Consider the following 26,694-nt stretch of genomic DNA (forward strand, 5'->3'; position numbering starts at 1 on the left):
TCAAAGGATCTGTCAATAAGTTTGTGTCAAAGAAAGTTAAAGTGGAAGCCGTCCTTCAAACTCGATGGCAAATCGATTTAAAGCAGCTTTCCAATCCCGTAAAGGTCTAGTCCATCTCTGAGATAAGTTATTAATCGCAAGATAAATAACTTTGAGCGCAGCTTCATCTGTTGGAAAAATCCGATGATTCTTCAACACTTTTCTAAGAGTCATATTCATCGACTCGATCGCATTAGTGGTGTAAATAATGCGACGGATTTCTGGAGGAAACTGGAAAAACGGAATCACGTGCTGCCAGTGAGCCAGCCAAGACCTACTAATTGGGGCATAAGTGGAGTCCCACTTGTCAGCAAAAGTTATTAGTGCCTGTTCGGCTTCAGCTTCAGTAGCGGCAGTGTACACTCGTTTGAGGTCAGCGGCAACAGCTTTACGGTGTTTGTAGGAGACATAGCGTAGGGAGTTCCTGACCATGTGTACCATACATAACTGTACGCGGGTTTGCGTAAATACCGTTTCAATCGCTTCGGCGAAGCCCGTCAGACCATCGATACAAGCAATAAAGATATCCTTGACTCCACGATTCTTTAACTCAGTTAACACCGACAGCCAGAATTTTGCCGTTTCTGTCTGGGTCATCCACAGCCCCAATAACTCCTTATCGCCTTCGATGTTGATTCCCAGAGCTAGATGGACGGCTTTGTTGATGACTCTTCCCTCCTGTCTGACTTTGACGACCAAAGCATCAAAAAAGATAATTGGATACACTGCCTCTAGGCTGCGATTTTGCCACTGGAGTCGCTCTTCATGAACCGCATTGGTTACTTGAGATACCAGGGCTGGCGATACTTCTACTCCATAAAGGTCTTGTAGTTGGGCTTGGATATCACGAGTGGTCATTCCTCTCGCATACAGGGCGAGAATCTTGTCATCGAAGCCTGTAAAACGAGTTTGTCCTTTTTTGACCATCTGAGGCTCGAATTGGCGATCGCGATCGCGAGGCACGGCAAGTTCCGCTTCGCCAAACTCCCCCTTAATGGTTTTACGGCTGTGTCCGTTGCGTCGATTTTGTCGCTCTTTTTTGCCCCGCTCTGCCTTCTGAGTCTCTAGATGTACGTCTATTTCAGCTTCTAAACAACGCTCTACGAGTTTTTTGGTCAGTTGTTTGAGGATTCCTCCTTCTCCAATAAGGTCTTCTGGTTTTTCATAGTCTTTGAGCAGTTCATCAATTAACTCTGGTCGAAAGGTCATAGTCTCATTCCTCACATTAATTCTATTTATTAGAGTGTGTTTTGACCTTTGACACAATTTATTTTACATACCCTAATCAAACCTTTTTTCCTTTGACTTTTCCCCTTTTCCCCTAGCTTGAGTAGTTAATGATGATTCATGCAAGAAGTCTAGTATCAAATCCGCTTTGACCAAACGTTGACTTCCTACTGGCTACTCGCTCGTACAGAGGTTTCATGAAACGTACTCTACTTACTTTTCCTATTGCCTACACTACGATAAAAACTTTTCAACTTAGTTGGAGAAACCCCCAGATAATAGCCGATAATTACTAATTGATTAACTAAAGTAGTTTTAAACACACCTAGCTTTTGCCAGCGACGACCAGAAGTAATTACCACAGCAGGGGCGATCGCGATTTTGCCTCGACGTTTTATTCTCTTAACAAATTCAAAGTCTTCCATGATTGGCATCTCGACAAAGCCACCAACATTTTTAAAGGTTTTTTTGTTAATAAATATTGCCTGATCGCCATAGGGAAGAGATAATAAATGCGATCGCAACTTGACCATTATTTCTACCAGACGCAAAGCTTTTGACTTTCCAGCGATCGCCAATTCGAACGCTCCTGCAATTACTTTCGGTCGGCATAGGGTCTGTCGTACCAATTTTACATAGTTTGCTGGCAGTTGAGTATCGGCATGAAGAAACAATAGAATATTTCCTTTGGCTATAGCCGCACCTGCATTCATTTGTTTGGCACGACTGGGTTTAGAAACGATCGCTCGTACTTTCATCTTTGTGGCAAGGGCAAGAGTTCGATCGTCACTGCCACCATCAACTAAAATTATTTCCACTTCAGAATTAACCTGAAGTCGTTCTAAAGTCTGTTGGATAATTGCTTCTTCATTGAGAACTGGGATAATAATGCTAATGGTTGGTGGCATTTATCAAAAAATCGAGGTGGCAATTAATCATCAGCCTTGTAGTTATTAAACGCTATATTTATATTTATTGTTCGATTGCAAGTGTTATATCGTCTTTGTCTTCTAGTTTTAATTCTGCTGAATTTCGATCAAAGCGCGATCGCTTCAACCTTAACAGACCGTCTAGAAAAATTCCCTGACTGGTAGCATAAACCCCCTCTCTACAAATTGCCAGAGGAGACTTAGAATATCCTGAGTGGATGGCAGGTACTTGGAATGTAACCAGCACTCTCTTAGAAAAATTTGCACCCCTAACTTTTTAACTGGCGAGAGAAAACTGATTGCGACGATAACTGGACGAGCCAGTGAAGTGTTAAAAACAGACGAGTTTCTCGCCTCAGAAATAATCGAGCAGCTATTTAGATCTCCAGAAAGAATTTATCTCAATCGAGTAGAAATTCTCTCAGATTACCAATTACTTTCTCCTAACAACCTAACTGCCGAACAGATTACAGCAATATATCGATCCTGATTATTTTCAGGCAGGCGATCACCCCGCATATATATCGCTATCATTTGGACTTGATGAAAAACTAGCCAATCGAATTCATCTCATTTCCGAGCGGTAAATCTAACTCCCGACTGAGTGGCTTGGATTCAGGGGGCTAAACATCAGTGACTTATAGAAACTATATTTAGTATCATAAAAGATCGAAGAAATTCAGTTGCAGCAATTCCCAACCAACTAAACCAGCATAAATCGAGTACATTCACTAGAGAAATCACAACTGAGATGAAAGTTACACAGATTGAACATCAACAAGGAACATTCTCGGGGTCTGGAAGAGTACAATTGTATTATCAAAGTTGGTATCCCGATAGTGAAACCCGAGCAGTTGTGGCGATCGTTCATGGTTTGGGAGGGCATAGCGATATATTTGGTAATTTAGTAAAGTTCCTTTGCGAGCGTGGATTGGCTGTCTATGGTTTCGATCTACGGGGACACGGACGATCTCAGGGGCAAAGGGCATATATCAACAGCTGGAGAGAGTTTCGAGAAGACTTAGGTACTTTCTTGCAGCTAATTAAAACCAAAAAAACTTCTCTACCATTATTTTTGTTGGGTCAAAGTTTGGGCGGGACGATCGCCTTAGATTATGCTTTACACTATCCTCAAGAATTACAAGGACTAATCCTACTCTCTCCAGCTTTAAAAGTCCGCATTTCTTCCTTAAAATTGCTGATAGGTCGGATATTTTCGCGATTTATCCCCCATTTTAGTTTAGATACGGGGTTAGACTTAACTGCTGGCTCTCGCGATCCTCAAGTCGTGGCTGATACTCTGCGAGACCCATTGCGTCATACTAGAGGAACTGCCCGTTTAGCTACGGAATTTTCCCAAACTGTTATCTGGATTGAAGCTAGTGCTGCCAAGCTAAGAGTTCCCCTATTAATTCTTCACGGTGGAGCAGACCGAATTACTCCGCCCGAAAGTAGTCGTTGGCTGTTCGAACGGGTGAGTTTTAGCGATAAAGAGAAAAGAGAGTATCCTCAAGGCTATCACGAACTCCATAACGATCTCGATCGCCAGAATGTTTTTGCTGATATCCACAACTGGATGGAAAGACATTTACAGGAACTTTCAGTTGAATAGAACACGACTAATAACCATGTAATCTTGGTTCTTTTGCCTCCTGCTTTCTCCCTAATAGAAAATTGTGATTTAATCGAGCGAGACTTTGATTTATTACATTAATGGTTGATAATTTGCTCGATCGCAATAGAAAGCTCGGGAAATGCTAAAGGTTGAATTTTTCCCGTGGTATATGTCACTTTAGTGGCGTAATCTCCCTCTGAAGGTTCGCGTAAGACGATTAGCTGCATTTGCTTCAGATTTACAACCCAATACTCCTCGATCCCCCCTTCTGCGTAAATTTGGTTTTTAAACTCTAAATCTTTCTCTAAACTGGTGTTGGCATATTCAATTAGCCAAAAAATATCTTCTGGATAGGGGTGATGTTCTCGATATTCTCTTCCTCTACGCCGAACGATAGCTATGTCTGGTTCTGGTTCGGAATTATTGGGCAAGGTAATCGGTTTGGCATGACGAACTTTAGCGCGATCGCCTAGTAATTTAGTTAAATACTCCCCAGCTTCATCACTGCTATAAGCATGAGGCGGTTTTTCTGGCGACATTTCAATAATTTCCCCTTTAAGCAATTCGACGGCGCGATCTCCTATTATTCCTGCCGCAATCATGCGATGATACTCATCTATCGTCCATTTAGTAGTAATTAAACTCATGGGATTGAGGAATCAAATATCAAATTAGTTCTTTTAAATCGACTTAATTATCTATATTTTAATAATCTCAAATTATCTCCTACGCCACCATAAGATTCCCGCAGTCACTAAACCGAGTAAGGGCATAATTCTCAAAGCCATCCAGCTAATAATTCCTGCCTGTAAGGGTGTGAGATTGAGACGGCGATTGGTCTGTTCTCTAGGACGAATTGCCAGAGTGGGTTCTTCTCCTACTAACCAGTCAACGGAGTTCAACAAGAGATCGCCGTTTAACTGCTGTCCGAACCAACCATTGGTGGCGAAAGTGGAACTACCAAAAACTACCATGCGAGAAGCTTGAGGTTGCTGATTATTTAAAGCGATCGCCACGTTTAAAGGTCCTGAAATATCTGTTTCGGGATTAAAGGCAATTTCTTTTGCTGTCAGTTCACTCTCGCCCCAGGTGTTCTCGCCACTAACTACTAAAGGCGTAGCGTCGATCGCTTCTTGCTGGTTAATCTTTAACGGACGAGATTCGGGAAAGATGGAAATTCCGTTACCAAAACTATTAGTAATCGGATGGTTGCCATAATTGTCAACTATTAGTGCGGTAGGTCCCAAACCCAACATCCTACCCGCACCAGAAGCATCGATAATTAGACGCTCGTCTAACTCTATACCCCAATTTTGTAGCAGAGGAGATAAACCAGTTTCGGTGTCGGGTGACAGCATTAATAATAAATTGCCACCATTTTCTACATATTGCTGGAGTGCTTCTACTTCGCCATCAAATAGACTTCTAGTCGCGCCAGCTACAGCAACTACATTGGCGTTGTCGGGAATCTTACCGCTCGTGGCTAGGTTGAGAGTTTCCACAGTGTAACCTTTATTTTCCAGGCTGCTAACTGCTTGGGACAATCCTCCCTGAGTCGCTTCTAAAGCAATTTCTCCGTGTCCTTGAAGAAAATAAATGGTAGCGTCGCGATCGCGCTTTATCCTCTCAATCGCATTGGTTAATTGAGTTTCGGTGAGATTTTCTCCCAAGGCAGTTGCCTGTGGGGTGATTCGCTGTCGTTTACCTTGGTATTCGAGATAAATTTCTCCTAATTCACTAACGCCGTACTCTCGCGCCAAGGCAATTTCGATTTCGGGATCGACAAATTCAAACTGAAAGTTTTGACTGTAGCGACGATAGTTTTCTAATAAAGCTTCTAGTTGGGGGTTGGGATTGCGATCGAATACCCAAACTTTGAGCGGTCGCTCGAGATTTTTGGCGATCGCCTGAGATTGAGGAGCAAGAGTGAAAATTTGATTCTCAGTTAAATCCCATCGCACTGCATGACGAATTCCTAAAAAATTAATTAAACCGATGATTACTAATACTGCCAAAGTGGTAATTAAAGCATTAGTTCCTACTTGAGTCGATCTTTTACCCCAAATACCTCGATTTTTACTAGCGATCGCCAGACAGATAATAATTAGGACTAATCCCCCAGTTAACAGTCCCACAGGTATTAAAGTCCACTGCCCGACACCACCTGCAACTATACCTGCAACTCCCAAAGCTAAACCTAGTAAAAATAATATTTTGCTTATCATCGTTTTAAATTAAATTAAATACATGTCGATTTAACTAAAGCTTTAGTCGAGCGATAGCTAGTCTAAATTATTTTGAATAACTGTTGAATGACCAAACAGTAATTGCTATATTAATACTCGAGCGACGAGGGAATAATAATCATTAATAAAACTGGGCTGTAGTAGAATCACTAACTCGCTGGTTTATTGTCGATTAAACCTCAAGATTTCAATAGATTGAGCAGTCAAAAATATGCCCAAAAATATATAACTAAACAATAAAATAATATTACTAGTTTCGAGAACTCCCTGAATTAAATTGTTATAACTTTCTAAAAGAGAAATTTCTTTTAAAGCTCGCCCAAACCAACCCTGAATATTATTAGCAATCAACTCGACAATCCAAAGCAACAAAATCAATCCGAAAGTCATAACTGCAGCCAAAATCGTACTATCGGTTAAAGACGAAATAAACATTCCTAACGACAGTATTGCTGTTGCAAACAAAATTAGACCTAGATGAGCTAGTAGGGGAACCGAAATTTGTATGGCCGGTTCGGCAGAACTAAAAGCAACTGCTTCATATAGCAACAAAGGTGCAATTGCTACAGTAAAAAAGATAACTACTCCTAAAAGTTTGCCCACGGCAACGACCCAATTAGTTATTGGTGATGTAGCTAGTAATTCTAAAGTTCCCCGCTTTCTCTCCTCTGAGTATAATCCCATAGATAATATTGGTAATACAAATAGGCAAAGAGACCCCATAACTGCAAAAAAAGAGTTGAGAAAGACATAAGCAACATCAATAGAATCAGTAGGTATTCCACTTTGTTCGCTCATTGTTACCTGTTGAATTATGCCCTGCGCTCCCAGTAGTATTTCGACAAAAAATAAGCCTGATATTAGCCAAAAAATTGCCAAAACAAGATAAGACAAAGGAGAAGCAAAATAACCCTGTAATTCTTTTTGCGCGATCGCGACTGTATTGGCAATAATCATTAATAAAAACTTTACTCCTGTACCGGCAAGGTATTGTCTCGCCTCTAAGTTAATTCTTCAGTAGTTAGCTGCAAGAAAACATCTTCTAAACTCGGACGAATCCGGCGCATTTCATTTAACCCCAATCCTCGTTCGATAATTATCGCTGCAATCTCCTTTCCTGGTTCGCAATTAGGCTGACATAAAACTTCAATTGTTTCTCGCCGTGAATTAGTCAGACTATTAACAACTTTTACTTCAGCTACTCCGGGTATCTGTTGAAGCTCCCGAAGTGATGGCGCAACCTCTCCTTCTACTTCTAGTTCGTAGCCCAAATTGCTATTTAATTGTTTCATCAACTCAGTGGGAGTGTTAGTGGTTACCACTTTTCCCTTGTTGATGATGGTGACGCGATCGCAGGTAGCACTGGCTTCTGGCAGAATATGAGTTGAGAGAATAATCGTATGCTCTCCTGCCAGACTTTTAATCAAATTACGCACTTCGAGGATCTGACGCGGATCGAGTCCTACTGTCGGTTCGTCGAGAATGATTACTGGTGGCTCGTGGACGATCGCACCGGCAATACCGACTCGTTGGCGATATCCTTTGGATAGTTGGCGAATTGTGGTCTTAGTTTTGTCTGCCAGTTGACAGCGCTCCAGTGCCGATTTAACTTGTTTCGTGCGATCACGTCTACCAACTACTCCTTTAATTTTGGCGACAAAATGTAAATATCCCTCAACACTCATATCGGGATACAGAGGGGGGTTTTCTGGTAAATAACCAATGCGGCGACGTACCTCCATTGAATCTCGATGAACCTCATAGCCAGCAATTTTGGCAGTGCCTGTAGTCGCAGGCAAGTATCCTGCTAAAATCCGCATCGTGGTTGTTTTACCCGCACCATTAGGACCTAAAAACCCGATAATTTCTCCCGAACGTACCGCAAAATGAACGTCCTCAATAGCAGTGTTAGAACCATAAGTTTTACTAAGATGTTCGACTTCAATCGTGCAATCTGAAGACATAGTTGGGATTGGTAAGATATCAGGTGAGTTTAGTTACAATCACGTTTTGTAGTTTACCCCTTGTTATGGGTTATCGACACTATTTGTTTGGTTAATTCTTTTAGATAAATGGTTTAATTAGCTTACGAGCGATCGCCAGATCGAGAACTAAACGAGCCAGGGTAAAACTCACAAGGCTTTGAAAAATCGACAATGCTCCCAACCAAATCTCCACTAGCATTAATTTTTCTTCTGCTAACGCCAACCCTCTAACCAATCCAAAAGCCAAAACCGCTCCATCTTTAAGATGGGTGTTACGGTCGTTGCGGATGATGTAGCGATAGGTGACACCAAATAGAAAACCGCTAAAGCTAGCGATCGCGATTTTGATTAGCAAGTTAAGTTCTAGAAGTTGAGTTTTGGTTGAAAACGTGACTCTTAATAAAATTACCGATATTTCGGCGATCGGCAAACAACTAGCCCCGACAATTCCCGCTTTGAGTGATTCGATTCTTTCTGCTGCTAAATCTGGCACGATAGTTTCTGTAAAACACCACTAGGAAGTATCATAAAAGGTATAGTTGGCAAATTAACTGCATATTTTACAAAATAAATACTGATATGGATATTTTGACATTAGGTTGGGTCAGCATGCTGGCTTTATTCACTTGGTCGATTGCAATGGTAGTCTGGGCGCGTAACGGATTTTAAAATGGAAACTGATTATTTACTAAACATTCTGTTTTTAGCAGCTGTAGTTCTTTTAGGAATAGTCAGTCTCGGGGTGCTTTATCTCTCAGCAGCACGCTGGCGCGATCGCCGTCGTCAAAAACGGGACGAGCGCGGTTTCTAAAGATAGAGCCAATATCAATTCCAACCAACTCATCGACCGAATCATAGGAACATTCTGGAGAACGTTCCTATTGTTTTTTATAGGCTAATATATTTAGACGCTTGGTTTGATTTTAAACTTTCGTATCTCACCGATGACTGAACTAAAGATAAAGCAGTTACTTTGGGGTTTAGTTTTCGAGCGATCGCTAATTACTACAGGCATTCCTTTAGAAAGTAGTAATTTAAATATTAAAGCCGTTAATGTTCTGTCTGCTGACGTTCACAGTCGCAGAAGCGGTTCTACCTAAAACTCAGTTCAAGCCGGTCTCAAATTAGAAATTAGTATAGATGAAAAAAACAGTAATTAAATTTTCTTCGGAAGATTGTGGTACTTGCCATAAAATGTCTTTTTACGATCGCAAAGTTGCTCATGAGCTAAACTTAGAATTTATTGACGTAAAGATGCAGGATACGACTACTTACCGCAAGTATCGATCGATTCTCATGGGTCAGTACCCCAACAAAGAAGGTATTGGCTGGCCGACATACATTATTTGTATTTGTGACTCTCCTGAAGGAGATTTTCAGATTTTGGGAGAAGTCAAAGGCGGTCATCCTAAAGGGCAATTCCGCAGACGTTTGCAAGGGATCTTAGAACGCTAAGGAACGCGCCAGGACTTGATTGAGACCTTCCTATCATTACAGTCAGATATCTTATGGTTTCCGCTGCTGGTATTTTGATAAGATATAGAGCCTGAACTCGAGCATAATTTAAAGCGTTTTTTTGCTTTTTAATGAGAGATTTTAGTATCTCTACAGATTCGGCGATCGCAATTTTTGAGACTCCTGTCATCAGTTTTTATTATTATTCTACTTCTAGATTAAGTCTCCAGTTACTTTCGATCGACGATATTACTTGAATAGCTCTACCATCTTCTGGTCGAAGCTACAAGAGCAATTTTGAGGCTCTTTGGATATAATTTGTAGATTATTGCTTGCTAAAAATTTTGATGTGTCGTTTACTTGGCTATCTTGGTTCGGTGGTTACACTAGACCGTTTATTTGACAAACCAGAACATTCTCTAATCGTTCAAAGCTATCAACCCCGTGAAATGTCTTCCGGATTAATGAACGCCGATGGGTTTGGGATTGGATGGTATCATGCCCACAAACCAGTGCCCCCCTTTACTTATAAAGGTATTTTGCCAATTTGGAACGACGTTAACATTGCTCATCTCAATCGCTATGTCGAATCTCACTGTGTTATAGGTTACGTTCGCAGTGCGACTTCTGGGTTATCGGTAGACTTAATTAACTGTCAACCTTTCGCTCATGAGAACCTGTTATTTATTCACAATGGCTATATAGATCGCTTTCGCGAAACTATGTATCGAGAGATCCGCAATAATTTAAGCGATTTTGCCTATCGACGTATTGAGGGGACTACCGATTCAGAGCATATTTTTGCCTTAATAGTTAGCGAACTAGAAACCAATGAAGGGATCAGTATGACTCGTGCTGTAGAAAAGGCGATTGCCAAACTCGGCGAGTTATCTCGAGATGGCAAAATTCAATTTTCTGCCAACGTGGTTATTAGCAATGGTAGGGAATTGACTGCCTGTCGCTATTCTAACCGCGATGTCAGTCCGACACTCTACTATATTAAATTAGAAGACGATCTTTTATACTCTAATGCGGTAATGATTGTTTCCGAACCGATGTTTGCAGGTAACTGGATCGAATGCCCAGAAAAGAGCATTATTAGTGTAGGAGAAAATCTTGAAGTCAACGTCAGTAAAATTTCGTAAAAGAGCGATCGCTCGCGATTTAGACCGATGTCGTCAAAAAACTCTAGATCTATTAATTCAAATTGACTCAGAAACTTTTGTCAGACAGGCACATACTGATTTTAGTCCGATTGGTTGGCATCTGGGTCATATTGCCTTCACCGAAGCCTATTGGATTCTCGAATATCTAGGGAATTTACCACCTCTGTTTCCCGAATATCGGGTCTTATTTGCTGCTGATGGTCTGCCTAAAGCTCAACGTCAAAATTTACCTGCTCTTGAAACTATTCAAGATTACTTGTCTGTAGTTAGAACTAAAGTTTTGAAGTACCTGGAAACCTCGTCATTAGAGGAGCAAGAACGTCTCTGGCGATGGCTAATTCAACACGAAAGCCAACACAATGAGACGATAGCATTTATTCTGCAACTACATCGCCGCAACCAAAACCTAATTTCCAGGGTCGAAGGTACTTCATCTTTCACGGGTACAGCCTGCTTAGACTTCTTAAATTTAACCTCGGGATCGCAAGTAGAAACCGAGACTAATCTCGATTTAACTGAGATGGTGCAGATCCCCGCCGGAAAATTTACCATGGGCTGTGAGACAACTGAGGCTCAAGATAACGAAAGACCAGCCCATCAGATATATTTAGATTCCTATTTGTTAGACCGCTATCCAGTTACCTGCCGACAGTACCGACATTTTATCGTTTCGGGGGGCTATCGAGAGCGTCAATACTGGTCGGAAACGGGCTGGGAATGGTTGCAAAATAATCCCGTAGCTCAACCTTTGTATTGGAAGGATGCTGCTGAATGGGACGATTGTCCGGTTTGTGGAGTTTCTTACTATGAAGCTGAAGCTTACGCTAATTTTGTCGGCAAAAGACTGCCCACTGAAGCAGAATGGGAAAAAGCCGCTCGTGGAGATAATGCAGATCTATCCGCTATAACCTTTTTAAAATGCAATCATAATAGTCTGGTCGGACACACAACCCCAGTAAATGCCTATCCCAACAGTCAAAGCCCCTACGGTTGTTACGATATGTTGGGTAATGTTTGGGAATGGACGGCTTCCTGGTTTACTGGCTATTCGGGATTTACCAGCTATCCCTACTTTGGGTATTCTCAAGCTTATTTTGATGACCAGCATCGCGTCTTACGGGGCGGTAGTTGGGCGACTCCTTCCTGGACCTTGAGAGCTAGTTTTCGCAACTGGTATCATCCTTGGGTCAGACAGATTTTAGTTGGGTTTCGCTGTGCTAGGGATTGATGACAGATGATGACTGCAACTTTTAGCATCGCTCTTAAAATATAAAAACTAGCTGTAAATCCCATCGATCTGATTCTGCGCGAATTAACTGTATTTGTTTGATAAATTCGCGAAAATAAAAACGCCTTTCTGATTCAGATAAATCCAGCCAAAACTGAGTTAGAGAAACTGCTTTAACTGTCTCTTGTAGATTGACTGGCGGTAGCTGCGCCATTCTAGCTTCTAGTTGAGATATTTCAGTTTGTAATTTATAGCTGCGAATCGAAGCGGTTTCTTTATCTAGAATTTCTCGTTCGATTAATTCGGGTATTTGCGTTAATATTACTTGTTTTTGGACAATTCGCTCCTCGAGCTTTTTTGCAATATTTTTGGGATTGGGTGTATTTAATTTAGCCACGGCAAGAGGTAATTCGAGGCAAATTTTAGCAATAGTCCGTTCGAGAATTTGCTCATAGGCGATCGCTTTACATTTGGGTTGTTGCGGGCATTGGTGACAGCGAAGATAGAGATATTCTGATGCGCGATCGCGTCTGGTGACGCGGCTGACACTCATCATTAACTGACATTGTTGACAGACGACCAAACCAGCAAGAGAGCGAGGTGCGCTTGCCGTTCGTGTTGCAAAACGACTATTGCGACGCAATAAACGGTCTATTTGGGCTGCTTCTTCTTGGGGGATAATTGCCGCGTGGGTATTAGAAATTACTTCCCCGGTTTTATATTTTAAATCTCCACGATATACGGGGTTAATCAGCCAGTTATGACCGGTAGAGGGAGAGATCTTTTTACCGTATTTTCGCTCTAAATATCTTACCGCCCCTCGCAACGAGCCAAACAATAAAAATCTTTCAAAAAAGTCTTTAACTATGGGAGCAGTACTTTTATCGATAATATATTTATCTTGACCGCGACGATATCCATATGGAGCTTTTCCTGGTGGTGGTAGTGCCTGAAGGCGTTTGCGAGCATGTCCTCTTTTAAGAGAATTGCGTCGTCGTTTCTCTTTAACTCCTTGCAATAACTGAATTAAATTGACCAATTCAGAAAAAGCCCGATCTTGGAAAGGCGCGGTTTCTTGATAATTTTTTGACTTCAACCAAGAGTTATACTCTTGTTGAGTAACAATAATTTCAATTCCTAGAGATTCCAACAGTGTGATTCGCTCGCCGAGCTCGGTAAAATTTTCTCCTAGTTCTTCTAGATGTCGAATTAACAGATAATTAGGTGCTTGCAAGCGACAATCGGCAATTAACTGGTGTAGCTGGTTACGATCGCCAATATCTTGATAAACTCGATCTATTTCCGCTCCCCAGATCTCTGGAGCTGGAGGAGATTCTAGCAGAGGGTCGCTGTAAAGATAGGCAACGATCTTCATAGTTAAATATCGAGCTTCTCATGCTCATCGCTGATTACTGTAGATCGATTATTGAAATAAATGAAAATTGCAATCATTGGCTGTGGATATGTCGGTAGTGCGATCGCCCGTTTGTGGCATCGACAGGGACATCAAGTGACCGTTACTACTACCACACCGGATAAAGTTAGCCAACTCGAAGCAATTGCTTCAAGAGTGACGCTCGCCGAAGGCAACGATCTCGAAACTCTTCAAGAGATAGTCAGCGATCGCGAGGTAGTGTTGTTGAGTGTCGGAGCTAAAAGCCGCACTATAGATAATTATCGCCGATCCTATTTAGAAACTGCTAAGAATGTCATTGCGGCATTGAAAACCGCTCCCCAAGTCAAACAGCTTATCTATACTGGTAGCTACGCCGTTTTAGGAGATAAAAATGGAGCTTGGACGGATGAAACTGCAGCGGTAAATCCCGCCAACGAATTTGGTGAAATCCTCTGTCAGACTGAAGCAGCATTGCTGTCAGTACCCGAAGAGCGGTTTAAAGTCTGCATCTTACGCTTGGCAGGAATTTATGGCGAAGGCAGGGAATTAATTAAAATTTTTCGACGCTCAGCTGGTACGACTCGTCCGGGGAACGGAGAAGACTACACTAACTGGATTCATATATATGATATCGCCAGCGCGATCGAGTTTGCCAGACGAGAGCAACTATCGGGAATTTATAATTTAGCCTGTGACGAAGTTTTAACTACTAAAGAATTGCTCGATTGCCTGTTTACAACTCATGGATTACCGCTTGTTACTTGGGATGCAACACGAACTTCAGTTCGTCCCTATAATACTAGATTATCCAATCAGAAATTAACTAATGCTGGCTTTCAATTGGCTCATCCTCAGATAATTTTTTAATTTATATGAAGAAAATTCAACCTCGAAAGCTAACTTGCAATAAACAAGGAAACCAAACTCCTTCAATTTTTAATAAGGTAAAGCGATCGCCGAATAAATTTTTAGAATTATTCGAGCATCCTCTTAGCGACTTCTATCACTGGTTACTGGTAATTTCTTGGTCGCAGTTTCTGTTATTTATTACCCTATTTTATTTGGCAGTCAACGTCATTTTTGCCTATGCCTATCTAACCACGGAAAATGGAATTGCCAATGCCGACCCCGATTCATTTAGCGATGCTTTTTTCTTTAGCATCCAAAGTATGTCTACTATCGGTTATGGGGCAATGTATCCTCAAACTACCTACGCCCAAACTTTAGTTACCATTGAGGTTTTAGTCGGTTTGATTTTAATCGCCATGGGTACGGGACTAATTTTCGCTCGCTTCGCCAAACCCAGAGCGAGAGTTTTGTTTAGTAAAGTTGCGGTTATTTGTCCCTTTAATGGCGTACCAACTTTGATGTTTAGGGTAGCCAACCAAAGAGATAATCGCATTATTGAAGCTCGTTTAAAAGTCAGTCTGCTGAAAAATCAGATCAGCCAAGAAGGAATAGAACTGAGACGTTTTTATAACTTAGAATTAGTGCGCTCGGAATCACCCAGCTTTCGGCTGAGCTGGCTGGTGATGCACCCCATAGACGAACTTAGTCCTTTATACGGGCAAACCGCAGGTTCTTTAATCGATCTCGATCTCCAAATTATCGCCATCTTAACCGGTCTCGACGAAACCTTCTCACAAACAATTCACGCTCGCCATGCCTATAATATTCAAGATCTACGTTGGGGGATGCGTTTTGTCGATATTTTAAATAAAACCGATCGATGTAAATATACTGTTGACTACCAGCGGTTTCACGACATCATTCCCATAGCGCGATCGCCACATAACTAGTTAATAACAATTAATTATGATTGCTCTTTATCCAGGTAGCTTCGATCCGATTACTTTAGGTCATCTCGATATCATCGAACGTGGTGCTAAATTATTCGAGCTAGTAATTGTTGCAGTTCTTTCCAACCCGAGCAAGCAACCTTTGTTTACCGTTGAGGAAAGAATCGAACAGATTAGTTACTCGACTAGGCATATATCTAATGTCAAGGTAAATAGCTTTAGAGGATTGACCGTAGACTATGCCAAGTTAACCAATGCGGGAGTTTTACTGAGAGGTTTGCGAGTTCTGTCTGACTTTGAAAAAGAGTTGCAGATGGCTCATACCAATCAAACTTTAGATCGAGATATCGAAACAGTTTTTTTAGCCACTACCAAAGAATATAGTTTTTTAAGTAGTAGCGTAGTTAAAGAAATCGCTCAATTCGGAGGCTCAATCGAGCATCTAGTTACTGAAAATGTAGCCAAAGATATCGAGCGCAAGTTTAAAATAAAATCAACAGAGAAAAAATTTTAATCAAAAAATTTGATTTCGCCGATAAAAAATAGCAATCAAAAAATTATTTAACAATGTTAAATTCTCAATACCTCGGACGAGAAGGACGACCACCGCACTCTAAAATTACTGACGAGCAAACCTCGACTGACCGCTTTAGGGATTCCTCGGAAAACTTGGCTGAAGCAGCAGAGCGAGAATTAGATTTCGAGATTCGCCGCGAACTCGAATATCTTAAAAACTTGGTCACTAACGGAACTCATGTTCCACTGACTGAGTTAGTTATACTCGATCGCCAGATGATTCTCGACCGTCTCGAAATAATCAAACGCAGTTTACCCGTCCAGTTAGCAACTGCGATCGAGATTACCGAGCAACAAGAAGAAATCGTACGTCGGACAGAAGCGTATGTGGAGCGACTAGTCAGTTCTGCCGAAGAAAAAGCGGCAGCAGCTGTACGAGAATCTAGTTTAATGCGTCGGGCTGAATTGGCAGCAGCCAAACTCAAGCTGCAGACCGAACGAGAATGCGAGCGACTGCGGCAAATGGCGATCTCCGAATCCGAAGAAATTATCGCCGGTGCCGATAGTTACGCCGATCGAGTTTTAGCCAATATCGAGCAGCAACTTAACGATATGTTGAGCGTGGTTAAAAACGGTCGCCAACAACTAGAGGGACAAAAGCAAGAGTGACAAACCACTCATTGATGATGCAAAAAAGGAACCGCCACTAACTCTCCTGTTGCCTCACCTACTTTGACCTGCAAACCAGCACCGCCAGCGACCGTCCTTACGTAAGCCAAACCAAATACTTCATCTAAGATATCCGTACAGCTAGTTAACACACCCACCTTGCTATTTTCCACCATTAAGGGGGTTCCCGTAGCCACAGCTTGACTTAATTTAACTCCCCAGAGCCGCTGTTTTACACCCTTATAAGTATTCAAACGAGCGATAGTTTCTTGACCGATGTAACACCCCTTGTCGAAAGAGATAGTCTGCCATAGCCCCGCTTCTAAGGGATTGTAATTTTCAGTAAGCTCTCGATCGGGAGCGGGTCTTCCTTGTCGAATTCGCAGGTTTTCCCAAACTCGCTCTCCTGCAGGAATTACCCCCAGGGTCATGAGCTTAGTCCAAATTTTTGCTCCAGCCTCAATGGGCAGCAATAGAGTATATCCAGGAGTTGCCAAACCGCTACCTACGAAAATTCTGACGGTAATGTGGTCTATAGATACCAATTGATGACTGCCCAAACTGCAGTTTTGAGGAGCCTCGAGAGCCAATTTGGCAAGTAAATCCTCGCTTTTAGTACCGATCGTGCTAAATATGGCATATTTGCCGGAAACATCACTTAGTTCGACCTTATCGAAGGGAAAAATAAAGCGATCGAGCCATTCTAATAGCTGCTGGCGGCGATTGGGTGAAACAATGGTTAAAACATCCTCTTCTGTTACCAAAGCAGTAGCCAAATCGAGGGTACGGGCGGTAGAAGTCACAAACACTGTATCGCATCCCCGTCCCGCTTCCAGGCTTTCAAAATCGTTGGTGCTTTGATTGTGAAGATAGCGCAAACAATCCTCACCACTAATTTTAAGCACCCCCCAATGAGAGCGATCGCATAAAACGACACCATCTTCAATAGCCGATACAGCCTGGCGGTCGTTATTAAAACTCAAAGGAACATTACTCGCTTCATCCAAGATCGCTCCTAATTCTTGCTGAATCTGACGTAATTTTTTCATTTTCTCTCACAATTTCGGTTTATTTATCTCCTCGCCCCGGCAAAAGCAAGTCAGAAATTAGGATTAAACAGATTAATTATTCTGGCAAGCTGGCGAACACCTGTCTTACAGACTGCTGTGCTTTAGATTCTAATAATTGCCAATCTATTTCTCCCAAATCGTCTAGTAAGCGAGTATCGATTTCTACTTTATAGGGACGAGTATCGGCTTGACTAAACAGATGTCGAACTGGATTGTACTCTTGAAAACAGACCTGATAACATAATTCCCACACATCGACTTCTATCTGATGTTCGGGTTTGGACAAACAGAGATGATAGCCGGGAATAGGCTCGTTTACTTCTCTGTAAGAACCTTTCCAATCTGAAACTTCTAATTCTTTACGAATATTATCTACAACTCTCAGCATTGCCGGCTGCATTAGAATCCGCGCTTGTTCCCAAGCCAGTCTGGTTTTAAAAGTTGGTTTGCTCATAAAACACGACCATTAACTCGATTTATTTATTCTATTAGTTTTTCAGTGATGGTCAGTTGCGATCGCCTGTTGTTCTCAAAATCAAACTACTACAATTCAGCCAAAAAACCTATGATACCCAGTTGGTAATTCCCTTTACCCTTTCAGTAATCGCAAACCACTTAACGTCACGACCACCGTCGAACCTTCATGTCCCAAAACCCCCAGGGGGAGTGTAATATTTCCGGCAAAGTTGAAGATCGACAAAATTACCACAAAACTCAACGCAAAGACGATATTTTGCTTGACAACCCCTTGAGCGCGACGACCAAGACGAATCGCGTGTTCTAATCGCTCTAAGCGATCCGCCATTAAGACAATATCGGCAGTTTCTAAGGCGACATCACTACCTGCTGCCCCCATTGCTATTCCGACCGATGCCTGGGCTAAAGCGGGTGCATCATTGATGCCATCTCCCACCATCGCCACTGTCTGATATTGCTTCTGCAACTGGCGAATCACAGCCACTTTATCTTGTGGTAAAAGTTCTGCATAAATTCGATCCACGCCAATCTCTCGAGCAATACTGTGAGCCGTGCGGGAGTTATCTCCCGTTAGCATGACAATCTGTTCGATTCCCAGACTTTTTAATCGGGCGATCGCTTCTGCGGCGGTGGATCGGACGGTATCGGCAACCGCAAGAATGCCCAAAACCTTGCCACCATAGGCAACCCAAACAACGGTTTTTCCTTCGGCTTCCCACTGCTGACTCTGGTTCTTCAGGCTTTGCGGAACGTCCTGCACTTGTGCTCGGACAAAAGCCGCTTTACCAACAAAGGCAATTTGCTCATTAATTTCTCCAGCAATGCCTTGTCCGGCTTGAGCTTGACCATTGACAGCTTCTGTCCAAGCGAGATTCTGCTGACGAGCCGCTTCCACAATCGCCTCTGCGATGGGATGCTCGGATAAACTCTCTAAGGCGGCAGCAACTTGAAGCAGATGGTCTGGAGATGATTCGGGTGCCATTCTATTCACCACTTGAAGATTTCCGGTGGTTAGGGTTCCAGTTTTATCAAAGGCGATCGCCTTCACTTGCCCAATGCGTTCTAACTGTGCTCCATTTTTGAACAAAATTCCCCGTCGCGCCCCATTGGCAATGCCGGATAGCAAGGTGGGCATAATCGAAGCCATCAATGCACAGGGGGAGGCAACCACGAGAAAAATTAAGGCGCGATAAATCGTCTCTTCCCAACTCCAACCCAATAAAAAGGGTGGCAAGAGACCGAGTAAGATTCCGGCAATGACAATTACCTTGGCATAACCACGCTCAAATCGTTCGATAAACTCTTGAGATGGAGGGGCTTCGGTTTGGGCTTGTTGGACTAGACGAATGACGCGCTGAATTAAACTACTTTCGGGGGGTTGGTGAATTTTCAGCCGTAAGGCTCCATTGCCGTTAATGGTGCCTGCAAAAACTTCATCCCCAACGGTCTTTTCAATGGGAATCGATTCTCCGGTAATTGAAGCCTGATTCAAGGTACTAAACCCCTCGATGACCAAGCCATCCGTCGGTACTAATTCTCCGGGTTTGACTAAGACGCGATCGCCAATTTTGAGTTCGGAAATCGGAACGATGTATTCCTCTCCATTGCGGAGCGCTCGAGCTGTATCGGCGGTTAAACTCATCAATCCTTGAATACTGCGCTCTGTTCGCTGCATCGCATAGCCTTCTAGTGCGCCACTAATGGCAAAAATGAGGATTAACACTGCACCATCGACAATCAGGTAATATTCCCGTCGCCATAGCCCTAGACTCGCGGCTCCCAAAGCTGCAACAATCATCAACAGATCGACATCGAGTTCTTTTTCTTGCCACAGGGTTGTCAAACCTTCCTTCGCACTGTCAAACCCACCAATGACATAAGCTGCTGTCAAGATAAACAGGGCGAGTCCCACCCAGCCGAGGTTGAGCATTTGCCAGCCCAGGAAAACCAAAATCCCACAGGCGATCGCGGCAACGGCATCGAGATGTTCCTTGAATAGATTGGCGAGGCGAGACGTAGAAGGAGTAGCTGAAACCATAGTCTTACAGGGACAAATTAATATCCTCCCAGTTTAAACTTTGACATCAGTGTCAATGTCAAGGTTGCGAGTTAACCTAATAGCTTTCATTGAGGAAATTGCTATAACAGTGTCTTACGACTTAAAAAGGGAATAATCCAAGCGGAGATAATGCTGAGCAAAATCAAGTGTTCGAGCAACAAGAGGATGGAGGGGACTGAAACCAAACTGACCGAGAACCTTGCCGAATCGTTAACCACCATTGTGAGATGTTGGCAGTCCAGAGTTTTGGACTATCTTGGGCACGAAACTTCCAGTTGAGCATGGATAGGAGTAGCGGTAAGCCACCAATTTTGGCATTTATCAACAGGTGTAGGGCGATCGCGACGACCATCAAGACCCATCCCATCAAATGAGCATAATACCAAGCATGATTTAATTCACCCTCTGGCAACCAGGTTTCGTCCATCATTTTGCCAGTAAAAAGGGCAAAGGTTAAGGCTAGCAGGGCAAAGGTATTGATAAAACGATTGAGCGTATACCACCAAATCGGCTTACCCACTCGTGTGAGATTCTCAAGGGAGTTGGGTTGAATCAATCGTTGCCGTCCCCGGTGAAATGCGTAGAGTACGAACCCAGGAAAGATCGGTAATGTGTACAAGCCAAACGTGCCATGAATCCCTTCAATATCTCGGTAAGAAGGGAGTGAAATTCTCCCCCAACGCCCATCGTAAGTGTCGTAAGTCCAGAATGCTGTCAAGATTGCTGCCACTAAAAATAGAGCAGTAAGCCCATGTAAAAGACGTAACAGGAAAGGTTGATAAGGTTGAGTCGATTTCATTTTCATCGGTATAGTCCAAAGCTGGCAGCCCAACAAACAGTAGCAAAAATCATCGTCTTACTGCTTAAAGTAATCCGTTTCTAATTTAAACTTTTACATTAGTGTCAATGTCAAGGTTGTGAGTAAACTAAGGATATGAAGACTCAACATCTAACAATTAAAGAACTGACGGATGCGGTTGGGGGTGGCGTTACCCCCCGCATGGTGCGCCACTATCACAAGCTCGGATTATTGCCCCCTGTACCTCGCTCACGGGGTAACTATCGACTTTATACAGATCGGGATGTCAAACGATTGCAACGAGTGGTCGCTTTGAAACAACAGGGGTTTCAGCTATCCCACATTCGTCAGCTATTAGACAGCCATGGCGAGGAAACGATCGACTCGACTTTAATGGCTCAATTGGAACGGCAATATCGTTCGGTGATTCAACAGATTACGCGATTGCGACAAACGGCATCGGCGTTAGAAGGGTGGCTCGGTCGCGATCGCCATTGTCAAATGGTGCAAGCCGAAGCTCTCGCTCAACTCAGGCAATTGGACGTTGATGCCCGAGAAGGGCTGGGAAAGCTAGATCGGCTTTGGCTCGACTTAGATGCACAGAGCGCGACTCACCCAGAAGCTTTTTTGGAATCATTACAACACCTGCTTCCCGATCTGTCTCACTATTCTGAAATTACGGTACATTTGCTACATCAACTTGTGCTAGCCTGTGGCGATGTGAGTCTGGTTGATTCAGTTCGGTTAAACCAAGGAGCGATCGCGTCTGCACGAGATGCTCTGAAAGCTGGATGTTCGGTGGTGTCAGATATCCCCGTCATCGCCCTAGCACTAGATAGAACCCGACTAGTCCATTTAGGCTGTTCGGTGAACTCGCTCATTAATGACCCTCACATTACCGGAGTCGAAGAAGCCGAAGAAGCTTTTTGGAAACACGAGCAGTGGCAACAACAACTACAAGCAATTCCTCCAGGAAGTGTATTAGTGATTGGATATGCTCCTTCGGTACTGCTTAGAGCTTGTCAATTGGTAGAGCAGAAGCAAATCCAACCCGCCCTCACCATTGGAATGCCCCTTGGATTTAGCCATGCCCCAGCAGCCAAGCGACGATTGATGACCACAGATTCTCCTTACATTACAATTCAGGGGAGTTTGGGCGGTGGGCTTTTAGCCGCAGTGACCTTAAATGCCCTGGTGGAAACATTAATTGAAAAACCCGACTGCCATTGCTACCTGACTCGTCTTTGATCGGGATTGCTAAAAAAATGTGGTCAGAGATTACTGTGGAGACAAGCGAGTCTTTCGGACTTGCCGAGTCTACGACTTGCTCAGCAAAGGCAACCCACAGCATGCTCTGACCGTTGGTCAATGAGTAATTTAGCAATGTCTCGATTTTCTACAATTGGTCTTTAAGTTTTTTGGTCTGGCTCTTGGCTTTTTTCAGTTCTCTTAACTTGTTACCAATGACCTAACTGCGGTTGCGATCGATTCGATCGCCTGTTGTTTTCAATTCCTGTCATGGTATTTTCTACATCAATAAAAAAGAGATGCGAAATAATATCGCATCTCCAAACTAAATTAATAAACTGAAGTCGATCGGAGATTAACGCGCAAGATAGCCCCGTCAGGCGACGCGCCCTCTTCTGACCGTCGGTCAATCAATCCCTTCAATCTTATCTTCTACTTCCTGATACAGTTCTCGCAGGCGATCGAGGTTTTCTTCGGAAGTCTCCCAATAACCGCGACCGTTGACTTCGAGCAAAGTACCGACAATTTTTCGGAAGGAGTTGGGATTCATGTCCATCAAACGCTTACACATTTGGGGATCGTTGATAAAAGTAGTGTTGACATCTTCATAAACCCAGTTATCCACCGCATCGGCAGTCGCCGACCAGCCCATAGTATTGACCAGACGCTTGGATAATTCTCGGACACCTTCGTAACCGTGACTGAGCATCCCTTCATACCATTTAGGATTGAGTAATTTGGTACGGGCATCCAAACGAACCGTTTCCGAGAGAGTACGAACTTGGGCGTTAGCCGTCGTAGTGTCGGCAATGTAAGCAGTAGGCATTTTGCCATCATCCCGCAAGCCAGAGACGATTTTGGTGGGATCGGAGTCGAAGTAATGAGAGACATCGGTGAGACTAATTTCCGAAGAGTCGAGATTTTGAAAAGTAACATCGGCTTTTTTTAGTGATGACTCAAATACCTGACGGCTTTCTTTCATGATCCCTGGGTTGTCAGAATCAAAAGCAAATGACTTACGGTTGAGGTACATATCCTGAAGTTCTTTTTCTTCTTCCCAACTGCTGTTTTCTACAGCGAGATTGATATTAGATGAGTAAGAACCAGAAGCGTTAGAAAAGATGCGAGTTGCTGCTTGACGTAAATTGACACCCATTTCGGCTGCCTGTTCCATAGTGTGTTTGCGGACGAAGTTCATTTCTATGGGTTCGTCAGCTTCGGCTGCCAGTTTGACACCGCGGTCTAACAAGTTCATCTGGTTGATAAATAAATCGCGAAAGACTCCAGAACAGTTTACTACCACATCGATCCGAGGGCGACCGAGTTCTTCTAAAGGAATTAATTCTAGTTTGTTAACTCTACCCAAGGCATCGGGAACGGGACGTACCCCAATCATCCACATGATTTGTGCTAGAGATTCCCCGTAGGTTTTAATATTGTCCGTACCCCAGAGAACACAGGCAATGGTTTCGGGATACTCCCCGCCATTATCTAGCTTTTGGCGATCTATCAGACGGTCTACGACGATTTTTGCAGATTTAACTGCCGCTAGGGTGGGAATTGCCTGGGGATCTAAGGCATGGATATTTTTTCCTGTAGGTAAGACGTTGGGATTGCGGATCGGATCGCCTCCAGGTCCTGGTAGTACGTATTCACCTTCTAAAGCTTTGAGCAAACCACCGAGTTCGTTATCAGCGCAAACTTGTTCTAAGCAAAATTCGAGATATTCAAATAGCGGCTTTAAGGCTTCAGCATCGACATTTTTGTAGCCTTGTTGGTGTAATGCTTCTACCCAAGGAGATTTTTTGCCAATGTTGAAAAAGTTAAGTTTCGACACCATTGAGACTCTACCTTCGGCATCTACTTGTGCTTTGACTAGGGCAGATACGGCGGCGCGAGTAGCTTGGGTAATGTCTTGGAATAACTGGATGTCTTCTAAGATACCGCGATCGTTATTGGCATAGATTTCATCGATATCTCTGCCGATGCTGTTGGCAATGATGCGGGGTAAAGAGATAATTTCTTCTTCTTCGCGGTCTAAATTGGAGATATTAACTAGAGTGGCGATCGCTTCTTCAGCGGTAGGGGGTTTGCCAATGACGTGCAAACCGCAGGGTAAGAGACGAGACTCAATTTCCATCAGCTTTTTGTAAACCAAACCGATAATCGTATCCCTTTCTGCCTGGGTCATTTCCTTGGCAGATTTCTCGGGAAAAACAATGTCTTTATCGAGATTGACGATTTTGGCTTGGTCGATGACCGTATCGACGATTTGAATACCTCGTCCGCCATCTTTGAGACTTTGATAGGAACCGATCAGTTCGCCTAATTCTTTCAAGCCTTTGTACAAACCAGCATTTTCAGCAGGAGGAGTCAAATAAGAAATAGTGGAAGCATAGCTACGGCGTTTGGCGATGGTAGCTTCGGAGGGATTATTTGCCGCGTAGTAATAAATGTTGGGCGTACTGCCAATCAAACTATCGGGATAGCAGTCTCCAGACATTCCCATCTGTTTGCCAGGCATGAATTCTAGGGAACCATGAGTGCCGAAGTGCAATACTGCATCGGCTTGCCAGATACTTTCTAAATAGGTATAGTAAGCGGCAAAACCATGATGGGGAGAAGCAGAACGGGAAAACAACAGCCGCATCGGATCGCCTTCATAACCAAAGGTAGGCTGTACCCCAATAAAGACATTGCCAAACTCTTTACCGTAAATTAGTAAGTTTTTACCATCACTATTGAGATGTCCTGGCGGTTGTCCCCAGTTTTCCTCTAGCTTGACGGAATAGGGAGTTAGTCGTTCGTATTGTTCTACCGACATGCGATAGGCAATGTTGAGTTCGGGAGAAGCATACTGTGCCTGGGCATCGTGAATTACTGCCTCCATCAATTCTTGAGGAGATTTGGGTAAGTCTTTTACGTCATAACCATTACCCCGCAGTCCTTTCATTACTTCGTAGATCGAGCCGAAAACATCTAAGTAAGCTGCCGTACCGACATTACCTTTATCGGGTGGAAAACTAAATACGGTGATGGCAACTTTTTTATCCAGCTTGGGTTTCTTACGCAATACCGCCCACTTCATCGCTCTTCGGGCGATCGCCTCTACCCGATCTTGCAAGGCGATCGCTCTTCCCGTCGCCCCATCTCTACCAGAGGCAATAATTGGCTCGATCGCTCCATCCAATTCGGGAATAGCAATTTGTAGGGCGACCTGTACTGGATGTAATCCCAGTTCGCTTTCTTCCCATTCTTCAGTAGTTTGAAATACGAGGGGTAATGCCACCATGTAGGGACGGTTGAGCCGTTTTAAAGATTCAATTGCCTTGGGATGATCCTGTCTGGCAGGTCCTCCTACTAAGGCAAAACCAGTCAGAGAAACCACCACATCCACTATGGCTTGTTTTTCTCCCGTTCCCCAAAAATAGGCATCTACGGGTTTGGAGAAGTCCAACCCTCCGGCAAACACGGGAATTACCCGCGCACCCATACACTCTAATTCTTGCACCATCGCTACATAGTGGGCATCGTCTTGGGTAACTAGGTGAGTGCGTTGCAGTACCAAACCCACACAGGGAGCTAGAGGGTCTTTAAGCTCTTCAGCAATATCGGTGCGACTATCGTACCAGTCGAGATACTCGTTAACATCCTCAAACATTTTGGGGGCGAGAGGATGCCAGATGCCCATATCGGGATAGACTATGGGTTCGTCATATTTTAGAGGTTTGGGGCGATCGCCTACATACTTATCTGCCAACATCAACAAAAAGTTTTCCAGATTATCGGCGTTACCACCCAACCAATACTGAAAACTCAGCATAAAGTTACGGGCATCCTGAGCTTTTTCTACGGGGAGGTATTTCAATACTTTAGGCAGAGTCCGCAATAGCTTGAGCATTGCATCTTGAAAAGAACTACCCGACTGCTGCTTGCGCTTCCGCATAAATTGAGCGATCATGCTCTTAGACTGTCCCAACTGTGCCATCGAAAAGCTACCCAATTTATTAAGGCGCATCACTTCAGGCATCGAAGGGAAGACGATTGCCGCATCCAGGCGATCGCGATGGGGATTGACCGCCTCAACTACTTTTTGGGCTAAATCTTCAATAAAAATCAATGACGCGATAAATATATTCGCCTCAGCTACGTCTTGCTTGAAGTTAGAGTAATTTTCTTCGTCTCGCAATTCTTCAATTAAGTAACCGCTCAGTTCTACTGCTAAATGGGGATTATTACGGTTAATCGATTTAGCAGCTTCAGTTAATGTACTCTGATACTGAGGCTCTAGCACGACATAGACCACCTTAAGTAGTTCGCGTCCATTGAGTGCTTCGGGGGTTACGCGTCGAATGGTGGACTTGACGTGAGTGAACATAAATTTGACTCTCCTTCTTGAACTAAATTAGGCTATCCAAGGCGATCGCTTTAAGCTAAATTTTGGTAAATCTATATAAACATGTAAATTTGCCAATCTCTATATTTATGTATCAAATAATGCACCCCAAAATTAAGATATTTGGGTATTTGACACATTTCGATAAAAAATCAGCCTGTTTGTGTAACGTAAAGTTTACAATTATCTTTAGTAATCACTCAATGAAATATTTACAAAAGTTTGTTATCAAAAAATTAGATGGTAAATGTGAGCCAATCATATTTGCCGAGCGAGTGGATTTTTTTCCCTCCCTGGTTAAAGTAAGATCTCGATGCGATTGGCAAAGCTATCGAACTCTGGGCAATAGCAAGTTTGTTTTACATTGAATTAAAT

At 43.2% G+C, this 26,694-nt stretch carries 27 protein-coding genes and 1 pseudogene; 14 read left to right on the forward strand and 14 right to left on the reverse strand.

What is annotated here, in order from left to right:
* Nucleotides 1–36: 36 nt before the first annotated feature.
* From ACLFKQ_RS05510 to ACLFKQ_RS05520, 3 genes are all read right to left on the reverse strand, one after another.
* Nucleotides 37–1,248, reverse strand: coding sequence for an IS256 family transposase (locus ACLFKQ_RS05510; protein ID WP_448998010.1), 1,212 nt, complete (start codon nucleotides 1,246–1,248; stop codon nucleotides 37–39).
* A gap of 227 nt (nucleotides 1,249–1,475) precedes the next feature.
* Nucleotides 1,476–2,174 carry a TIGR04283 family arsenosugar biosynthesis glycosyltransferase gene (locus tag ACLFKQ_RS05515; protein ID WP_448998852.1) on the reverse strand — a complete coding sequence of 233 codons (699 nt, stop codon included), beginning with the start codon at nucleotides 2,172–2,174 and terminating at the stop codon, nucleotides 1,476–1,478.
* A gap of 64 nt (nucleotides 2,175–2,238) precedes the next feature.
* The gene (locus ACLFKQ_RS05520; protein WP_448998853.1) at nucleotides 2,239–2,442 is read right to left on the reverse strand and encodes a hypothetical protein; all 204 of its coding nucleotides are present in this window, start codon (nucleotides 2,440–2,442) and stop codon (nucleotides 2,239–2,241) included.
* Between ACLFKQ_RS05520 and ACLFKQ_RS05525 the strand changes: the two genes are divergently transcribed.
* The 3 genes from ACLFKQ_RS05525 to ACLFKQ_RS05535 all read left to right on the forward strand — a co-directional run bounded on the left by ACLFKQ_RS05525 (nucleotide 2,414) and on the right by ACLFKQ_RS05535 (nucleotide 3,807).
* The gene (locus ACLFKQ_RS05525) at nucleotides 2,414–2,476 is read left to right on the forward strand and encodes a hypothetical protein (protein ID WP_448999464.1); all 63 of its coding nucleotides are present in this window, start codon (nucleotides 2,414–2,416) and stop codon (nucleotides 2,474–2,476) included. The two genes, ACLFKQ_RS05520 and ACLFKQ_RS05525, sit on opposite strands and share 29 nt — an antisense overlap.
* Nucleotides 2,477–2,523: 47 nt before the next feature.
* Complete coding sequence (locus ACLFKQ_RS05530; RefSeq protein WP_448998854.1) at nucleotides 2,524–2,685, forward strand: hypothetical protein; 162 nt, start codon at nucleotides 2,524–2,526, stop codon at nucleotides 2,683–2,685.
* A 261-nt stretch (nucleotides 2,686–2,946) separates the two neighbouring features.
* Entirely contained in the window at nucleotides 2,947–3,807 is an 861-nt protein-coding gene (locus ACLFKQ_RS05535) for an alpha/beta hydrolase (RefSeq protein WP_448998855.1), read from the forward strand.
* Between the two features lie 98 nt (nucleotides 3,808–3,905).
* On the opposite strand, the gene ACLFKQ_RS05540 is transcribed toward ACLFKQ_RS05535, so the two are convergent.
* The 5 genes from ACLFKQ_RS05540 to ACLFKQ_RS05560 form a co-directional block, all read right to left on the reverse strand.
* Entirely contained in the window at nucleotides 3,906–4,457 is a 552-nt protein-coding gene (locus ACLFKQ_RS05540; RefSeq protein WP_448998856.1) for a Uma2 family endonuclease, read from the reverse strand.
* A gap of 72 nt (nucleotides 4,458–4,529) precedes the next feature.
* Nucleotides 4,530–6,035 (reverse strand): GldG family protein, encoded by a 1,506-nt coding sequence (locus ACLFKQ_RS05545; protein ID WP_448998857.1) that lies wholly within the window; start codon nucleotides 6,033–6,035, stop codon nucleotides 4,530–4,532.
* A gap of 183 nt (nucleotides 6,036–6,218) precedes the next feature.
* Entirely contained in the window at nucleotides 6,219–7,013 is a 795-nt protein-coding gene (locus ACLFKQ_RS05550; protein ID WP_448998858.1) for an ABC transporter permease, read from the reverse strand.
* 44 nt (nucleotides 7,014–7,057) lie between these two features.
* A complete protein-coding gene (locus ACLFKQ_RS05555; protein WP_448998859.1) occupies nucleotides 7,058–8,020 on the reverse strand; it encodes an ABC transporter ATP-binding protein in 963 nt (320 codons plus the stop codon).
* A 100-nt stretch (nucleotides 8,021–8,120) separates the two neighbouring features.
* On the reverse strand, nucleotides 8,121–8,534 hold the full coding sequence (locus ACLFKQ_RS05560) for a hypothetical protein (protein ID WP_448998860.1): 414 nt from the start codon (nucleotides 8,532–8,534) through the stop codon (nucleotides 8,121–8,123).
* 86 nt (nucleotides 8,535–8,620) lie between these two features.
* On the opposite strand from ACLFKQ_RS05560, the gene petN reads away from it, so the two are divergent.
* From petN to ACLFKQ_RS05590, 6 genes are all read left to right on the forward strand, one after another.
* The gene (gene petN / locus ACLFKQ_RS05565; RefSeq protein ID WP_448998861.1) at nucleotides 8,621–8,710 is read left to right on the forward strand and encodes a cytochrome b6-f complex subunit PetN; all 90 of its coding nucleotides are present in this window, start codon (nucleotides 8,621–8,623) and stop codon (nucleotides 8,708–8,710) included.
* Nucleotide 8,711: 1 nt separating this feature from the next.
* Nucleotides 8,712–8,852 (forward strand): hypothetical protein, encoded by a 141-nt coding sequence (locus ACLFKQ_RS05570; RefSeq protein ID WP_448998862.1) that lies wholly within the window; start codon nucleotides 8,712–8,714, stop codon nucleotides 8,850–8,852.
* Nucleotides 8,853–8,985: 133 nt separating this feature from the next.
* Entirely contained in the window at nucleotides 8,986–9,141 is a 156-nt protein-coding gene (locus ACLFKQ_RS05575; protein WP_448998863.1) for a hypothetical protein, read from the forward strand.
* Nucleotides 9,142–9,181: 40 nt separating this feature from the next.
* On the forward strand, nucleotides 9,182–9,496 hold the full coding sequence (locus tag ACLFKQ_RS05580; protein WP_448998864.1) for a thioredoxin family protein: 315 nt from the start codon (nucleotides 9,182–9,184) through the stop codon (nucleotides 9,494–9,496).
* A 347-nt stretch (nucleotides 9,497–9,843) separates the two neighbouring features.
* Nucleotides 9,844–10,641, forward strand: coding sequence for an ergothioneine biosynthesis protein EgtC (gene egtC, locus ACLFKQ_RS05585; RefSeq protein WP_448998865.1), 798 nt, complete (start codon nucleotides 9,844–9,846; stop codon nucleotides 10,639–10,641).
* Nucleotides 10,613–11,890 (forward strand): SUMF1/EgtB/PvdO family nonheme iron enzyme, encoded by a 1,278-nt coding sequence (locus ACLFKQ_RS05590; RefSeq protein ID WP_448998866.1) that lies wholly within the window; start codon nucleotides 10,613–10,615, stop codon nucleotides 11,888–11,890. The genes egtC and ACLFKQ_RS05590 overlap by 29 nt, the downstream gene beginning before the upstream one ends.
* Nucleotides 11,891–11,924: 34 nt before the next feature.
* Here the strand turns inward: ACLFKQ_RS05590 and ACLFKQ_RS05595 are convergent, their stop codons facing one another.
* Complete coding sequence (locus ACLFKQ_RS05595; protein ID WP_448998867.1) at nucleotides 11,925–13,265, reverse strand: recombinase family protein; 1,341 nt, start codon at nucleotides 13,263–13,265, stop codon at nucleotides 11,925–11,927.
* A 60-nt stretch (nucleotides 13,266–13,325) separates the two neighbouring features.
* Between ACLFKQ_RS05595 and ACLFKQ_RS05600 the strand changes: the two genes are divergently transcribed.
* The 4 genes from ACLFKQ_RS05600 to ACLFKQ_RS05615 are packed head-to-tail and all read left to right on the forward strand — an operon-like array spanning nucleotide 13,326 to nucleotide 16,270.
* Complete coding sequence (locus ACLFKQ_RS05600) at nucleotides 13,326–14,153, forward strand: SDR family oxidoreductase (protein WP_448998868.1); 828 nt, start codon at nucleotides 13,326–13,328, stop codon at nucleotides 14,151–14,153.
* A 5-nt stretch (nucleotides 14,154–14,158) separates the two neighbouring features.
* Nucleotides 14,159–15,085 (forward strand): ion channel, encoded by a 927-nt coding sequence (locus ACLFKQ_RS05605; RefSeq protein WP_448998869.1) that lies wholly within the window; start codon nucleotides 14,159–14,161, stop codon nucleotides 15,083–15,085.
* 16 nt (nucleotides 15,086–15,101) lie between these two features.
* A complete protein-coding gene (gene coaD / locus ACLFKQ_RS05610) occupies nucleotides 15,102–15,599 on the forward strand; it encodes a pantetheine-phosphate adenylyltransferase (RefSeq protein ID WP_448998870.1) in 498 nt (165 codons plus the stop codon).
* Between the two features lie 53 nt (nucleotides 15,600–15,652).
* Nucleotides 15,653–16,270 carry a hypothetical protein gene (locus tag ACLFKQ_RS05615; protein ID WP_448998871.1) on the forward strand — a complete coding sequence of 206 codons (618 nt, stop codon included), beginning with the start codon at nucleotides 15,653–15,655 and terminating at the stop codon, nucleotides 16,268–16,270.
* A gap of 8 nt (nucleotides 16,271–16,278) precedes the next feature.
* On the opposite strand, the gene ygfZ is transcribed toward ACLFKQ_RS05615, so the two are convergent.
* The 4 genes and pseudogenes from ygfZ to ACLFKQ_RS05635 all read right to left on the reverse strand — a co-directional run bounded on the left by ygfZ (nucleotide 16,279) and on the right by ACLFKQ_RS05635 (nucleotide 20,675).
* Nucleotides 16,279–17,319, reverse strand: a complete 1,041-nt coding sequence (gene ygfZ, locus ACLFKQ_RS05620; RefSeq protein ID WP_448998872.1) for a CAF17-like 4Fe-4S cluster assembly/insertion protein YgfZ — start codon at nucleotides 17,317–17,319, stop codon at nucleotides 16,279–16,281.
* A gap of 76 nt (nucleotides 17,320–17,395) precedes the next feature.
* Nucleotides 17,396–17,794 (reverse strand): hypothetical protein, encoded by a 399-nt coding sequence (locus ACLFKQ_RS05625; protein WP_448998873.1) that lies wholly within the window; start codon nucleotides 17,792–17,794, stop codon nucleotides 17,396–17,398.
* Nucleotides 17,795–17,929: 135 nt separating this feature from the next.
* On the reverse strand, nucleotides 17,930–19,855 hold the full coding sequence (locus ACLFKQ_RS05630) for a heavy metal translocating P-type ATPase (protein WP_448998874.1): 1,926 nt from the start codon (nucleotides 19,853–19,855) through the stop codon (nucleotides 17,930–17,932).
* Nucleotides 19,856–19,956: 101 nt separating this feature from the next.
* Nucleotides 19,957–20,675, reverse strand: a pseudogene (locus ACLFKQ_RS05635) (cytochrome b/b6 domain-containing protein).
* 135 nt (nucleotides 20,676–20,810) lie between these two features.
* On the opposite strand from ACLFKQ_RS05635, the gene ACLFKQ_RS05640 reads away from it, so the two are divergent.
* On the forward strand, nucleotides 20,811–21,923 hold the full coding sequence (locus tag ACLFKQ_RS05640) for a precorrin-8X methylmutase (RefSeq protein WP_448998875.1): 1,113 nt from the start codon (nucleotides 20,811–20,813) through the stop codon (nucleotides 21,921–21,923).
* Nucleotides 21,924–22,329: 406 nt separating this feature from the next.
* Here ACLFKQ_RS05640 and ACLFKQ_RS05645 read toward each other — a convergent pair whose 3' ends face one another.
* A complete protein-coding gene (locus ACLFKQ_RS05645) occupies nucleotides 22,330–26,301 on the reverse strand; it encodes a magnesium chelatase subunit H (protein ID WP_448998876.1) in 3,972 nt (1,323 codons plus the stop codon).
* Nucleotides 26,302–26,694 lie beyond the last annotated feature (393 nt).

It is taken from the genome of Myxosarcina sp. GI1(2024), assembly GCF_053543375.1.

Excerpts from the sequence above, each read along its gene's own strand:
- ACLFKQ_RS05510 (WP_448998010.1), bottom strand. The coding sequence starts at position 1,248 with ATGACCTTTCGACCAGAGTTAATTGATGAACTGCTCAAAGACTATGAA.
- ACLFKQ_RS05515 (WP_448998852.1), bottom strand. The coding sequence starts at position 2,174 with ATGCCACCAACCATTAGCATTATTATCCCAGTTCTCAATGAAGAAGCA.
- ACLFKQ_RS05535 (WP_448998855.1), top strand. The coding sequence starts at position 2,947 with ATGAAAGTTACACAGATTGAACATCAACAAGGAACATTCTCGGGGTCT.
- ACLFKQ_RS05540 (WP_448998856.1), bottom strand. The coding sequence starts at position 4,457 with ATGAGTTTAATTACTACTAAATGGACGATAGATGAGTATCATCGCATG.
- ACLFKQ_RS05545 (WP_448998857.1), bottom strand. The coding sequence starts at position 6,035 with ATGATAAGCAAAATATTATTTTTACTAGGTTTAGCTTTGGGAGTTGCA.
- ACLFKQ_RS05550 (WP_448998858.1), bottom strand. The coding sequence starts at position 7,013 with ATGATTATTGCCAATACAGTCGCGATCGCGCAAAAAGAATTACAGGGT.
- ACLFKQ_RS05555 (WP_448998859.1), bottom strand. The coding sequence starts at position 8,020 with ATGTCTTCAGATTGCACGATTGAAGTCGAACATCTTAGTAAAACTTAT.
- petN (WP_448998861.1), top strand. The coding sequence starts at position 8,621 with ATGGATATTTTGACATTAGGTTGGGTCAGCATGCTGGCTTTATTCACT.
- ACLFKQ_RS05570 (WP_448998862.1), top strand. The coding sequence starts at position 8,712 with ATGGAAACTGATTATTTACTAAACATTCTGTTTTTAGCAGCTGTAGTT.
- ACLFKQ_RS05575 (WP_448998863.1), top strand. The coding sequence starts at position 8,986 with ATGACTGAACTAAAGATAAAGCAGTTACTTTGGGGTTTAGTTTTCGAG.
- ACLFKQ_RS05580 (WP_448998864.1), top strand. The coding sequence starts at position 9,182 with ATGAAAAAAACAGTAATTAAATTTTCTTCGGAAGATTGTGGTACTTGC.
- egtC (WP_448998865.1), top strand. The coding sequence starts at position 9,844 with ATGTGTCGTTTACTTGGCTATCTTGGTTCGGTGGTTACACTAGACCGT.
- ACLFKQ_RS05595 (WP_448998867.1), bottom strand. The coding sequence starts at position 13,265 with ATGAAGATCGTTGCCTATCTTTACAGCGACCCTCTGCTAGAATCTCCT.
- ACLFKQ_RS05600 (WP_448998868.1), top strand. The coding sequence starts at position 13,326 with ATGAAAATTGCAATCATTGGCTGTGGATATGTCGGTAGTGCGATCGCC.
- ACLFKQ_RS05605 (WP_448998869.1), top strand. The coding sequence starts at position 14,159 with ATGAAGAAAATTCAACCTCGAAAGCTAACTTGCAATAAACAAGGAAAC.
- coaD (WP_448998870.1), top strand. The coding sequence starts at position 15,102 with ATGATTGCTCTTTATCCAGGTAGCTTCGATCCGATTACTTTAGGTCAT.
- ACLFKQ_RS05615 (WP_448998871.1), top strand. The coding sequence starts at position 15,653 with ATGTTAAATTCTCAATACCTCGGACGAGAAGGACGACCACCGCACTCT.
- ygfZ (WP_448998872.1), bottom strand. The coding sequence starts at position 17,319 with ATGAAAAAATTACGTCAGATTCAGCAAGAATTAGGAGCGATCTTGGAT.
- ACLFKQ_RS05625 (WP_448998873.1), bottom strand. The coding sequence starts at position 17,794 with ATGAGCAAACCAACTTTTAAAACCAGACTGGCTTGGGAACAAGCGCGG.
- ACLFKQ_RS05630 (WP_448998874.1), bottom strand. The coding sequence starts at position 19,855 with ATGGTTTCAGCTACTCCTTCTACGTCTCGCCTCGCCAATCTATTCAAG.
- ACLFKQ_RS05640 (WP_448998875.1), top strand. The coding sequence starts at position 20,811 with ATGAAGACTCAACATCTAACAATTAAAGAACTGACGGATGCGGTTGGG.
- ACLFKQ_RS05645 (WP_448998876.1), bottom strand. The coding sequence starts at position 26,301 with ATGTTCACTCACGTCAAGTCCACCATTCGACGCGTAACCCCCGAAGCA.